General features: G+C 43.7%; 9 protein-coding genes. All 9 read left to right on the top strand.

Annotation, left to right across the window (positions count from 1 at the left end):
- The first annotated feature begins 29 nt into the window (after nt 1–29).
- Nucleotides 30–2,006, top strand: a complete 1,977-nt coding sequence (locus EKK97_RS12825; RefSeq protein WP_159552381.1) for a sulfotransferase family protein — start codon at nt 30–32, stop codon at nt 2,004–2,006.
- A gap of 23 nt (nt 2,007–2,029) precedes the next feature.
- Nucleotides 2,030–2,686: a sulfotransferase family 2 domain-containing protein gene (locus tag EKK97_RS12820; protein ID WP_159552379.1), complete on the top strand. Its 657-nt coding sequence runs from the start codon at nt 2,030–2,032 to the stop codon at nt 2,684–2,686.
- A 730-nt stretch (nt 2,687–3,416) separates the two neighbouring features.
- Entirely contained in the window at nt 3,417–3,602 is a 186-nt protein-coding gene (locus EKK97_RS12815; RefSeq protein ID WP_159552377.1) for a hypothetical protein, read from the top strand.
- 1,249 nt (nt 3,603–4,851) lie between these two features.
- A complete protein-coding gene (locus EKK97_RS12810; RefSeq protein ID WP_159552375.1) occupies nt 4,852–5,742 on the top strand; it encodes a sulfotransferase domain-containing protein in 891 nt (296 codons plus the stop codon).
- A gap of 594 nt (nt 5,743–6,336) precedes the next feature.
- Entirely contained in the window at nt 6,337–7,119 is a 783-nt protein-coding gene (locus EKK97_RS12805; RefSeq protein ID WP_159552373.1) for a hypothetical protein, read from the top strand.
- 273 nt (nt 7,120–7,392) lie between these two features.
- Nucleotides 7,393–10,590 carry a heparinase II/III family protein gene (locus EKK97_RS12800; RefSeq protein ID WP_159552371.1) on the top strand — a complete coding sequence of 1,066 codons (3,198 nt, stop codon included), beginning with the start codon at nt 7,393–7,395 and terminating at the stop codon, nt 10,588–10,590.
- Nucleotides 10,591–10,708: 118 nt separating this feature from the next.
- Nucleotides 10,709–11,917 carry a hypothetical protein gene (locus EKK97_RS12795; RefSeq protein ID WP_159552369.1) on the top strand — a complete coding sequence of 403 codons (1,209 nt, stop codon included), beginning with the start codon at nt 10,709–10,711 and terminating at the stop codon, nt 11,915–11,917.
- Nucleotides 11,918–12,015: 98 nt separating this feature from the next.
- Complete coding sequence (locus EKK97_RS12790) at nt 12,016–12,411, top strand: hypothetical protein (RefSeq protein WP_159552367.1); 396 nt, start codon at nt 12,016–12,018, stop codon at nt 12,409–12,411.
- A 3-nt stretch (nt 12,412–12,414) separates the two neighbouring features.
- Nucleotides 12,415–13,701, top strand: coding sequence for a glycosyltransferase family 4 protein (locus EKK97_RS12785; protein WP_234286218.1), 1,287 nt, complete (start codon nt 12,415–12,417; stop codon nt 13,699–13,701).
- Nucleotide 13,702: the final 1 nt, after the last annotated feature.

Below are 13,702 nucleotides of genomic sequence, written 5' to 3'. Positions count from 1 at the left end.
AGATTTTTATGGAAAGCTTTCGATTGAGCATGATTAAAGATTTTATCAAAAATAAATTCAAAGAGAAAAACAAAAGCGAAAGTTTTGACGTTGAGATGTTGGAGTTGGAAAGAGAGAATGCTGATTTAGTTAAAAGGATGAAATTTGTTCCAGGAAGAGATGTTGATGATTATAACCGTTATATAAAAAATCTAAAAAGACTTTTTGAGATAACGGGAACTTCGATACACCTGATAAACATTTGCCGTGCTGAGAAAAAAATGCATGGAGTATTTACACCATTAGCGAAAAAGTGCGCAATAGAAGCTTACGATAAGAATAAAAATGAGAAGACCTTATATTTTGTCCTTGAGGTATGTCTCGCGAATTTGAAGCCAGCTTTGGCAAGAGAAAAATTAGACGATATTTTTTCCAAAACAAAAAAACCTGAGCTTCAAGTAATAAAAAAAATATACAGCGCTGGGTTGGCTAATAAAGAAGGGCAATATTGCAAGGCTAATAATTTATTGTCTGAGTTCAAGAAAAAATATAACGGCAAGGTTTTGTGGCAGTCATCTTTTGTAATAACTGATTTTGAAACAGGAAGTGAGGAAAACTATTGGTTAGGAAATGACAGTGCAATAGAGGTCGATAACGATCTGCATCTTGATAATATTAAATACGTCATAAGCGTTTCGTGCAACAAGCTTTATTTCGATACCTATGCTGAATATTTCCTCTCATCAGTTAAGGAGAGTTGTGGGAAAGATGCTCTTGTGCATATAGCTCTCGTGAATATGGATAAATCATATGTAGAAAAGAAGTTAAAGGAATGGGCGGAGGATCTAAATATTAGCTATAAGCTGTTTTCAGTGAATGAAAAAAAAGAAATACCCGTTTCAGCTACAGCTAGACTTTTTTTAATAAGGAGTCTACTGAAGGCGTATTTAAAGCCTGTATTTTATTGTGAAATTGATAGTGCAATAACAAAAAATTTGAAGACGTGGAAAGAAAGACTGGAGCAGAAAGATGCCGACCATTTAATAAGAAAAGTAGGATCTCTTTTGCCGTGGCGTATGTATACATGTGGGTTTGGGCTTATTGTGCCTACTGAGTCTGGTTTGAAAACTGCCTCTCTAATTGAAGCTTATTGTAAAGGTGTTTTTAATCAAGCCGACAAGCTTGTTTGGGCTGATCAAGCTATTCTTGAGGGAGCAATACGCTTTTCAAGTATAACAGATTCTAATTACAAAACTTTTTCGCCATCTTTAAAAGAAATATCTCAATTTATATGCACTCCAACAGGTTCCCATTACAAGAAACAGAAAATACTCAAAAGCACAGTAGCTCAGTACAGATTAAAAAACAAACGCTGCATCCAAGTGATTGGACTGCAGAGAAGTGGGACAAATTTTTTAACGGAAGTGCTAAAAAATAGTCAAACAAGTTATACACTGATAGAAACTGGTAATAATTATTATGCATGGAAGCATGCATTGCCTGACGAGAAAAAGATGACAAACAAGGAGTTTAATACAGTTAAGGACTCTTTGATGTCTGAAGAACATTTAAAAATAGTGCTTATTTCTAAGCACCCGTTGTGGTGGTTGTCTAGCATACTAAATAGAAATCCGGCAGATATAGTATCTCACAGGTCACACTTGTTAGATGAAAATGGAAATATAGATCCGATAAAAGCAATAGACTTCTATTTGCTTTTTTACAGGTCTTGGATTTCAAGTTTTGACAAAAACAAACTAATTCATATCAAATATGAAGATATATTGAACGATGCTGGCAATAGCTTGCAAAAGATAGATGAACAATTAGGCATGGGTTTAACAAATGACTTGAGCCTAGATGAAATAAAAGTTAAGTACTCTAAAGGTTCTTTTTCCGAGAAAAAAGATTTTTATTTGAATTCAAGGCTTGACTTAGATGAAAAGATTTTAAGTATGGTAAAAGACTCGGTTAGTGAGAAGGATGAAGTTTTTATCAAAGACTTGGGTTATACATTGCAAGTTTAATTGTTTTTCAAAGGAGGTTGTTAGTGTTATCTCATTTCCATAAAACTATTTTTGTGCATATACCTAAGTGCGGAGGCCAATCTATTGAAGATATTTATATAAGAGAGACAGGACTTACTTGGAAAAATCGGGCGCCTCTATTATTAAGGAAAAGAGCTGATGGGGAGAGTGCGCCTCCGAGGTTGGCACACCTGACGATTAAGGAATACTTAGAAAACAAATATGTCTCTAATGAGATGTTTGATAGTTATTTTAAATTTTCAGTGATAAGAAATCCCTATACAAGAGTAGTCTCGTTCTATAAATATATGGGCTTTTCCGACAAAATAAGTATAAATGAATTTTGTCAGGAATATCTAGTTAAGTTTAATTCTAAAAAGCATGCAAAATATTGGTTTTATATGCCGCAAGTTAATTTCCTATTAATGCGAGATGGGAGAGTTGGCATAGATAAGTTACTTAGGCTGGAAAATTTACAGGAAGACTGGGAAAGAAGTGTGCTATCATTAACTAATGTCGTGACGAGCAAAGTGCCACATGTGAATATCTCTAAAGAAAGTGACGAAAGCACTAGGCGTACAGATTATTTGCGTGAATTAAATAAAAAAAGCTTCGAAGTTATAAATCGCTTGTACGATAAAGACTTTTTGTTTTTTAACTATGAGCGCAGGTTGTACTAAGTTGCCGACGTGAAATTTTCGCATGAAAATATGAGGTGAACTTAGCCAACATGGGCGAACATACTTGTCAAGTTCAATGTCTAACTATTTCGGTATGGTTCTGCCATGGCTCAGTCTGTCATCTTGGACTGAAAGCATAGCTGTTGTTATGCTGATACGAACTTCTTAATTGATTCTAAACAACACACGTCAACTGATGAAATTAGACCTCCAAAGGTAGGTAAACAGACTGTCAGGATGGATGAAGTGTGCAACGAACTCGATGGCAAACTCTGGCCCACGAGCCGCGCGCCATGGTGATCTAGGGGCAAGTCGGAGTTTGATTAAGAGGTTTACAAGCTCTGTCAACTTGGTTGTCTGCATTTGCCCAACAATAGTGGACATCCCGTTAAGGCAGTACACTGAACAAAATGCCGCATGGCAAAGAACGTCCCTATGTGGCAACCTCAATCCATACACCGGCTCAGTGAGTTAAACTCGATTTGTGAGCCCGAGACTCAGAAGTTCGTATCATGTCTAAACCGCCATCAGAGCTGCTCGATCACTCTAGGTCACACCTAACCTGAAGCTGGAAAAGCGCACGCGGTGCCAATTCTCGACCGAGTACAAGTTGCGCATTCTAGCAGAGACCGATGCCTTCCGACATGGCGAGATCGGCGAGCTGCTACGGCGCGAAAAGCTGTACAGCAGTCAGCTGGCCAATTAGCGCAAAAAGCTCGCTCAGGACGGCGTGGAGAAGCTCTACAAGACCGCACTGGAGCCTAAGGCAAACCTGACACCAGAGCAGAAGCGCATCGAGGCGTTGGAGCAGGAAAATTTCAAGCTGCAACAGAAGTTGTCGCTGCCGAAGACTGCCTTTCGCTCCACAAATGCGTTGTCAATGCTCGATCGCATGATCAATGGGAACAAGCCATGATGACGGTGCTGGAAGCACGCTCGTCGCACCTCCCGGTGGTCAAGGTTTGCCGAGCCTTGGTATCAATCGCAGTATGTGGTGATTGCGGCGTGATAAGGCCCCTCTGAGCGAGTGGCGTCACGTTGGCACTGTCCGCAACCAAGAGCGCTATCGGCTGAGGAGCACGCGGATACTCAAGATTGCGCACAGCGAATGTATTGGGATCAACCGGTGTATGAGATCTACCATGACCTGCTGCAGCAAGGGATTTATCCCGGCTCACTCAGTACCTGATATCGGCAGCTGCGTGATGCGAAGGAAAGCGATGATCGTCGCCCTCAGCGTGCGCCTCAGCACCCTGCGTTGCCGCAGATCACGGCCAGGGTCGTCAATGAGGCTTGGACGTGGTGCATCAGAAAATTACCCCACCGCGCGCCGGAGCGTCTATCTCAACCTCTATGTGGTAGTGCTGGACCTTTATAGTCGCTTCATCGTGGTCTGGATAAACTCTCGCAAGGAGAATGCGGCGCTGGCCCAGCAGCTATTCTAGGAGACGGTAGACCGCTACAGCATTCCGCACGGTGCGCTGGCCCTCCACCAGGGCCGGGGCTCGCTGATGATCGCGCGCGGCTATTTGGGTCTGATGGGGGGGACGTGCAGCCATAGCCGCCACGGGTCAGTAACGACAACCCCTTCAATGAAAGCCAGTTCAAGACCAGTAAATACCAGCCGAACTACCCGGGTCGATTCGACAGCATCGCTCATGCCCGCAGTGTTATCGCACCGCATCTATTGCATCATCATCACAGCGGGCTGATCGGCTTCACGCCAGAGCAGGTCTCCACCGGCCGTTATTTCGCTATCGCGGAGGTTCGCCAGCAAGCCCTCGACTTGACTTTCGCCCTCCGAGTGATATACAGGGGACGCCCGACGGTGGCGATGCTACCAGCCAGTGTCTCGATCAATCCGGTACAGACTGATGGCGGCGACCCGGCCCCCTACAACGTGGTGAACTTTCCGGTGCTATCGGCGGCAAGCGTTACTGCCGCAAAATCGACGTTAATTTTTAACGTTCTGTCTGAATCAGGTTGATATGTAGGGGCTCGGATGATCGTTTAGGTCGGTGTCCACTGAAGCTAAGCAACATCAGTTCCCGGATGAGTTGCTGGAAAACTCTCTGGCAGCTAGCAGGGGATAACTCTTATAGGCGACTTAATCATCCTAGCCCTACATCTAGTGTCATAAATCAATATTTTTAAAGGATATATATATGTTGCGTGATTATCTTTTAAGTCCTGAAAAGTTTTGGCCAGAAACGCATTGTCGAAATTCGTTGAAGTTGCAGAAGAATCTTATAAAAGGGTGCGGAAGCAATGATAAAAAGATAATCGAAAAATATGTTGATAACATAATCTCTTTAGCAGAGTTGAGGTCTAGGTTTTCACCTAAACATGTATATATAGTTAATGCTGGCAGTTCAGGCTCACATTGGTTAGAAAAGATGTTGAGCTTTTTCCCAAATTTTCACAATGGCGGTGAAATTTACATCCCAAAAAATCTTATTAATTACATGGGGAAGATTTCAGGTGATCAAGCAAATATAATTTTGGATGCAATTTATATTGTTCATACGGGTGATGTTTTTAAGGATTCGCTCTCTGCTACGATAAGTAACTCCGCTCACTTGGCAAAACATAATCGTATTTCAAAGTTTAGCAGAAATAAATTACGTGTGTTGCTTTTGAGGAATCCTGTGGATATTGTTGCTTCAAGAACTTTTAGAAAGGATGAGTATAAAAAATATGTGGCCCCAAACGCGTCCGATAAAGAATATTTAGAAAGAAATTGCTCTTATGTAGAAAATTTTTTTAAAGAAATAGTTTATGATGATTTTGATATTATACTAAAATACGAAGATATTCTGAGCGACCCCAAAAATATTATTTCTAAAATTCTAAGTTATATTGATGTAAGCGCATGTGACGCTGACTTAGAAAAAGTCGTAGCCCTTACATCTAAAGAGGCAATAAAAAAATCAGTGGAAGAAGGTAGAGATGCTGTAACAAATGTCTATTTGGGTGAAAGAAAAGATTATGGGTGGGCAATGGAATATATAGAAAAAAGGGTGCATGATGTCGCTTTGAGTATGGGGTATTTATAAGACTGGAAACAGTATGTTCTTAACATATGAATTGAGTTATGGATTGAAGGTTGCCATAAATACCTTGGGTGAAGTTTTAAGTAATAAATCTCTTCGTAGGCTAGACATCAGCACACAGATAACTCTAAGACGTAATTATATCTATTTTCAAGCAAGTAGGCCTGCAAGCAGTACTGCTAGGTATGCATAGTAATGGTGTTCACTATGACACATAGACTAGGAGTGTCCACGGCACTGGGTAAGTCCAGTATTTGTACTTCGTGACATTGAGGGATGGTTTGGCTGGAGAGTTTCTAGTGTACCCTACACTGAGAGCGAAGAGTTGGTGCGTGAGTTTACTATCGACATCGTCCAGCAACCCAGTGCTACTTATTGTGGATAGTAAGTATTACTATCGACAGCGCGTTCCGCAGGTTTAAACTTTGTGTTTTGAGTGAAGTGAAAGACTGGAAAGACTAGCTTAATCTGTTCCGTTTGCCTTGCTTTAGCAATCTATTTGAGATGCTCTGAGCAGATGAGCCAAGGGTGGCTGTACTTTTATAGCCTCTCCTAATAGCCTATGGGTAACTAGTCGCTATTTCTTTTGAGGGTGTTATGTCCACATCAGTTCAAGAGTTTAAAATATTTGGAGAAAGAAACACGTCGACCAATGCCGTTGAGAAAGTTTTAAGACTTAACTTTAATAACTTGTATTTCTTTCCATCTACATCTGGTCAGATAGAGCCGAGAATTAAAGAGAAAATAAATTTGGCTTGCCAAGGTCTAGATGGTTTTCATCGGCTAAGGGAGAGAGAGAAAGTTATTGATTCGGTTTTTAAAGAGTGCGGATTGTTAACCTTATGGAAGCACTGTGCTTTAAATTTTGATGACTTTAGTAGCATGGGTGATACAAAATTTATTATAACGGTGAGGCATCCGGTTTCTTGGCTAATAGCACTTCACAAGAGGCCTTATCATAAGCTCCAGCGAATCGAAGAAAATTTTAAGGATTTCGTTGTTCAACCATGGCAAACAGTTGAAAGAGAGAGGTTGGGTTGCGCCATCCTAACTCCAATCCAACTTTGGAATGAAAAAGTTGGTTCGTATTTGCGGTTTCTGGAAGAGGTTTCCTTTCGAAATAATATTTACTTTGTGAAATTTGAGGACTTTGCTCGCTCTCAAGAGGAGGCGCTAAAGGATGTTTTAAATGCTATTGGGGGTATTCACGGCTTCAAAGAGCTTAATGTCTCCGCTAAAGGTGATGATAGAAATGTTCATTGGTATAGGAATTATTATGGAAATGAAGTTTGGCGTCGCGAAATTGAAGATGAAGCATTTAGAATTATTGAGGAGCGAATAGATAAGCGGCTGTTATCCATATTTAATTATGAAATTTAGGACTTGCGTGTTTTCTCTATTTGTCTATTGGTGAGGGGCTTTATTGTTTGCTATAGTCTGCTTGCGAATTTTTAATTATCTGTGATCTGTTTCAAGTGTTAAGTACATTGCTTCCGGACTTCTCCACGAAGTTTGATTTTTTTAAATTAAATATACTGGTTTATATCTATGCCTTTGCCTAAGCTTTTTGTTCATGTAGGGTATCCGAAGAGTGCATCTACTGCGTTACAGAAGGCTTGCTCTGACTCTCGGGAGAGGCTTAGGGAAAAAGGCGTGAACTACCCAAGCGCGCTCTGTGTAGGTGATATAAAGCATGAAGAGTTATTTCGTTTTGTACGTTTGGGGAAAATAAGTAAGGCGCTTAAAATTCTTCGTAAAGACTTGATTACCCATAAAGATAAAACGGTTTTTCTTTCGACTGAGTCCATAGTCAATCAGTTAGATAACATAGAAGATTCTCGTTGGGTAGAACTTTTTGAAGGTTTGAAAAAACTGGGTTGTCTTGAGCTTCTGATTGTTGTGAGAGAGCCTGTAGCATTCTTAAAATCTTACTACAAACAGGCTGTTGTTAACCAGCCTTCTTCGGCAATGAGCTTTTATGCAACGCCTCTAACTCTTGATGATTTCTCAGGGCTTGCCTCTATACAGAATCTTTTAGATTACCCAAAAGTTATTGAAAAACTCGAAAGGCTCAGTGGTTCTTCAATAAGAGTTTTTGAATATGGTGCTGATATTGTTGACGATATTTTAACTTGTGTAGTTGAGGGGCCTGTAGAAAATATTAAAGCTCAACGTAGTAATGAGAGCTTAAAGCCGGAAGAAGTTGAGTTGATTCGCCAGATTAATGCATTGGGCCTCTCTAGTGGCCAGCGCAATGCTTGGTTCAAGGTGATGAGTCACAGTTGCTCCTTGAATAGCCAAACAGCTTTAAGCTTGGCAAGTCGGGCTAATTACGAAGATCTTTTGGCGCTAGATGCTAATTGGCTACTTAATGTTAGGCTTGGTCAAAATGAAAACCTGGGCGTGAATGATAATAAATTAATGGCTTTATCACATGAAGTGCATCAATGGCTAGTGAAATATCAGCATGCTCATGAGGTTAAACATTTGCTTAGTAATACAGAGCGGGGGGCTATGTCCTTAAAAAAAGCTGGTTGTCTTGAGCTCGAGTGTTGCGTCCAGAAAAAATTGCTGCAGCTCTCGAATCATTCGAGAAACAAGGCGCTGGGCGAGAAACTATTCGCCAAACAGCAGCTTGAGCTAGCCCCTTTCAAAGCTGTCCCATTTTCCGGATGGGGTGAGTGGGAGAAGGACCCGCTCAACAACCGCAGCTGGCAGTGGCGATTGAACTGGTTGTCCTTTCTATCTTACCTGATAGCCTTTCATCGAACCAATGGTGAAGAGGCGGTACTAGACACAGCTCGCGAAGCGATCCAATCATGGCTTGACACCTACTTAGATACAGATACCAGCTACCCATTCGAGTTTATCTGGCACGACCATGCAACTGCGTTGCGCGCTGAGCAACTCGTGCTGTTTGCTTACTACTGCCGTGAACATGCAACCGAGTGGGCAAGCAAAAATAGTAAGTTTCTGACCTCCTTGGAACAGGCGTTGGTAGTGCATGGTCAGAGGCTGGCCAAGGATAGCTTTTATTCAGAGCACACCAACCACGGCCTGGAGCAGGCCCGTGTATTGCTATTGCTCGGTACCGTGTTTGAAGGAGGGCGGGCCCGAGAGTGGCAGCAGATCGCCATTCGACGTATCAGCAGTGAGCTGACGTTTGCCTTTACCGAAGAGGGCGTCCACGTCGAGAATAGCCCCGCCTACCACATCTTCGTCTTCAAGGTGTTCTTGGGTATAATCAAGGACTATCCAGAACAGATGCTGGGTGATCTGGCTGAACAGTTCAATCAGTTCTCCAATAAGGCGTTGAGCTTTATCACCCATGTTCTACGCCCAGATGGCAAGCTGCCACCCATTGGTGATACCGAGCAGCTACCCACCTCGGATGCTTATCGTGAGATGTTCGGCCACCGCCTGGAGTACCAGTATTTTCTCTATGCTCTGACCCAGGGCGAGCAGGGTGTAAGACCACCGGTACTGAACTGCGTTTATCCTAAGTCTGGTTACGCGATTTTCCGCGACCATTGGCCTATCAAGGAGCACTACCAGAAAGCGTTCCACCTGATCGCCAAAGTGGGCTGCTCCAGCCGTTATCACCATCAGCAAGATGAAAGCCATGTTAGTCTTTATGCTGGTGGTGAAGACTGGCTAATTGATTCTGGTCTCTATAACTATATCAATAATGATCCGGTGCGAAAGTATATGCGTGGTCGCCACGGTCACAATGTACCATTGATTTCTCATGCCAACTATCATAAGAATTTTGATCATCGTTTGAAGGCTTGGGAAGTCTTAGACTATTCAATAGATCCATCAAAGCCTTTTTTATGCATGAAGCTTGATGTCCTGGTGCCTGTGGCACATGAGCGGCGAGTCGAGTTTGATGCTAAAGACAAAATCGTGGAGATTAAAGATAAAATCTCATCAGGTGACGGTGAATATAGAGATATTACTTTGCAATGGCACTTTCCAAAGGATAAAAAAATTACGATTGAGGACGAGCAGGTAACGGTGACCAGTCGCTCGGGAAATCTCTTGCATATTAGTTTTGAGGGAAAGGTTCCAGACAGCCTGTCAGTAGTAAAGGGTAGAAAGGAAGAGCGTGTTTTTAGTTGTATCTCCTATAAGGCCAATCAAGTCGAGCCCAGTCAAATGCTACGTGTAGTATTCAAGAGTCGGGCAGGACTGGAGGTGACTACTAAGTTTGCATTTGAGATGTCAGAAGAGAAGGTGGCTCCTGCTGCGGCAGCTCCTGTAAAAAATGTTCAGTCACTAGGAGCCTCTTTTAAGTATTGGCAGCGAAAATCTAATAGGCAACATTCGGTTGTATTGGGGGCTGATGCTGTTTGTATAAAGCTAGCCAAGGCCCACCGAGCTAAAAAAATTGGTAAAGTTGACTGCCTTGCTAGTGGTTGTGGGGAGGGTAATTTTACCGACTTTAGTAGAGAAGATGGGCTCTCTGAGTGGCTTTCACTCCAGCTACTAAACGTCAGCGGTTCCTACCCGTTCGTTGACGATAGACAAGTCCTGCAGGGCTTTCAAGATCTAGAGTTGCTAGTTATTTCTGGAGCGGGATTTTCAGAGAAAGAATTTGCTCCGGTGCTCGTTTCCTTGCTGCCGAGTTTGTTTAAGTGTATGGCCGACGCTGGACAAGTTTGGGTCAATGATAGTTTGCCTGAGGAGTTAAAGACGTTTTGCCTGACATGGGCTATACAACATAACCTTTCGGTTAAGCTTATTTCTGGGTTGGAAGAGGCATTAGCCGTACCTCGTACGGTGAAAGAGAAATCACGAATGCTAACTGTTGTAAGTAGAATTATTAGGGGAATAAGAAAATTGGGTTGAGTATTTTATGTGGGCGGCATCGCTTCTCTTAGATGGAATGGTCTGCTTTGATATTGGTTGTATGGGGCGTCGTACTTTGATGCTTTCTTTTTCTATTAGTGCCCAGGTGATATGTTAGATGCTTAATGCAATTTTGAGCGCTTTGCGTTGGAGTGTATCTTTAGGGGCAAAATTTTATAGGGTCGTGCCTTACTATACCACTGGCATCGTGTTACTAACCCTGATAGCGCAGCTATCAGCGCTTTTGTCCTCCTTTCTTCCCTTGAAAGTTATTATACTGCTTGGGTCAGATGGGATGCCCCGTTACTTCCCATCATCGTTTCAGTCAGTAGATCGTGACTTGCTGGTAGTATTGCTTAGTGTTGCTACGGTCGGTTTCTTCCTGTTCAACCTTTTGGCGAATAAACTGATTGATTTGGCGACAGCTGCTGCGTCTGAAAAGCTACTTTCTAAGAGTCAGAAGCTAAGTCTGTTCGAAAATCAAGATCAAGTAGCGGCCAATGGCTATCAGAAATATTCAAGCGCTTTGGCTGGGCTGGTATTTGTTTTCCTTTCTTTGTCCGGAATTTCATTTTTTTACTCTTCTATGTCGTTAGTGTTGCTCGCTTACCCGGTTAGTGCTTTCCTGCTGGTTCTTGTACTATCCCGATATGTCTCAGCGTTCAATGATTATTTGGAAGCCAACCTCTCGGCCTTTGTTGGTTTGATTAGTAATGTTGGGTTTTTTGTTGCCTTTGCCTTTCTAATAGTGGAGTTTGTAATTTGGACGCCCCCTAGTTTTATTGTCGTAATAGTGTCTTTGTTGCTTAGTCGCCAAGTGTTCTCTCGAGTCACAGGTTTTGTTAACAGTATATATGGGCTAAGTAAACAGCGTCAAAAATTGGATGCGCTTTTTTTTCATGGCAAGCAACTCATTCCCTCGTCTGTATCGTCAAAGCAGAATAATATCTGGAGCTATTTGAGTCCGGAAGTGCGCGACGGTTGGTTGCCGCCTTTGCTTTCAGATGTTAAAAATTCACCATTATCTGCTAATTGTATAAGCGTGAAGTGGCTAGAAAGTGGGCAGCAAAATATTCCACACTTGCTGGTTTCTGTTGATGGAGATGAAAGAAAATTCTTGATCAAACTCTACGAAAAAAACCGTACCGCGCTGGCGAGACATGAGGCCTCTTTGTTGCTGGACCCGCCTAGTGGGTTACCCGCTCCAATTTTATTGCATGTAACAGAGATTGAGAAGCTTTCTTGCCATGTGTGTGAATTATCACCAGGAAGGATGTTGACAAAAAAGCAAGCAGACAAGGGGCGTTGGAAGTTGGTTACTCCCTAGCTCTTATCCTTCCTTCTGCTAGTTTAAAAAACCGTTATCTACGTTCCAGGCCATTAGTTGGTGATCGCTTAACGCCCGGCTTGTTGCAAAGAGTAAAGGTGGCCGTCAACGATGAACATCATTTGTTTACTGTTGATGAGTTTATTGAATCCTTGCCGGATCTTAAGAAGCTATTGGATAAGTTGCCATTGGTAATTGTAAACCCTGCTATTCGCAATGGAGTATGGAAGGATAGAAATTCAGATGCTCATCTGGCAATTAATTGGGAAAAATGGACGCTTGAACCCTTAGGGGCGGGTGTTCCACCTGGTCAGGTAAACAAGCTTTTAAATTATATTGAATCCGAGGGTGTAGATGTTCACAAGAACTTAGATCCAGACTGGGTTAAGCTTGCTGCTTTGGCATTAGAGCTCGAGCGCCTCATTAATAAGCAGAAGCTGTCTTTAGCATTTGGTAAAGTCAAGAACATGCTTCGCTTGCTAAATGAAAAGTGATAGGTGGAAATTAAATTGACAAATACAGTTTCCATGGTCGTATGGAACGAGTTTCTTAATGATGCGCGGGTGTTGAAGGAAGCACAGACGCTGCAATCGTCAGGTTATCAAGTGGTCGTGCATGCACTGCATACACCCGGTGTGACGGAAGAGCGAGAAATTCTTGCCTCTGGTGTTCAGGTGGTACGTGTCTCTCGCAGCCCGCTGTGGAAGCTTCGCAAGCGCAAGCGTATAGAAGCCGAACGCAATGCCGCCAAGAAGAGTGAGAAGACAAAGTCGCAACCGCAGAAGGTTGCTGCTCCGCCACCGGAAACCTTCATGCGCCAATTACTCAAGCTGGTGGCTAGGTTATGGACCCATGCTGGGCTTGCCGCTCAGCTCGTGCGCTCACGTCCGGATGTCATCCATGCTCATGATGTCAATGTACTACCTACCGCTTGGCTGGCGGCTAAGATTGCTCGCGTACCCTTGGTTTACGATGCTCACGAGATCAGTACGGACCGGGAAGGGTACAAGGCATTTCGAGGGCTGGTGGGGTGGCTGGAAAAGAAGCTGATGCCTAAAGCGGCGGGCACCATTACCACTACGGATGCACGTGCCAAGTTTTTTGCTCGTGCTTATGGCATACCGCGCCCCTTGGTGCTGCAGAATCGTCCGCGGCTGGTCAAAGTGGAGGGCTCGAACCGTATTCGTGAGGAGCTGGGGCTGGCCGAGCCTTGGCCGATCGTGCTCTATCAGGGCGGGTTACAGCCGGGCAGGGGGCTTCCTCGTTTGGTGGAGGCTGCTGCCAGTGTACCGCATGCCTATTTCGTGTTTATTGGGGGAGGCCGCCAGGCCGCTGAGCTGCACGAACTGACCGCCGAGTTGGGGTTGGAGGAGCGTGTGCGCTTCATTCCTACTGTTGCGCTCAGTGAGCTGCCGTCCTATACCGCCTCGGCGGATGTCGGTGTGCAGCCCATCGAGAACACTTGCCTGAACCACTTCACTACCGATTCCAACAAGCTATTTGAGTACGTCATAGCAGGCTTGCCGGTAGTGGCTAGCCAGCTACCCGAGATTGGTAAGGTGGTACGAACCCATGACTTGGGTTTGTTGGTGCCTCCGGGTGATACCGAAGCCTTGGCAAACGCCATTCGCCAATTGGTGGAGTCACCGGAGTTACGAGCTTACCATCGCGCCAAAGCGGAGCAGGCAGCCGGGTCGCTCAACTGGGAGAGTCAGGAGCGGGCATTGGTCGAGCTGTATGAGCGGATATTGCCCAGTTCACGGGTTGCCAAGGCAGGGCGTTAGG

Source organism: Billgrantia tianxiuensis (genome assembly GCF_009834345.1).
GTDB classification, from domain to species: domain Bacteria; phylum Pseudomonadota; class Gammaproteobacteria; order Pseudomonadales; family Halomonadaceae; genus Halomonas; species Halomonas tianxiuensis.
Note: the sequence above shows the minus strand (reverse complement) of the source record. Positions and strands in the feature narration are given on the sequence as shown.

Coding starts and splice junctions, on each gene's coding strand:
- EKK97_RS12810 (WP_159552375.1), top strand. CDS start 4,852: ATGTTGCGTGATTATCTTTTAAGTCCTGAAAAGTTTTGGCCAGAAACG.
- EKK97_RS12825 (WP_159552381.1), top strand. CDS start 30: ATGATTAAAGATTTTATCAAAAATAAATTCAAAGAGAAAAACAAAAGC.
- EKK97_RS12805 (WP_159552373.1), top strand. CDS start 6,337: ATGTCCACATCAGTTCAAGAGTTTAAAATATTTGGAGAAAGAAACACG.
- EKK97_RS12795 (WP_159552369.1), top strand. CDS start 10,709: ATGCTTAATGCAATTTTGAGCGCTTTGCGTTGGAGTGTATCTTTAGGG.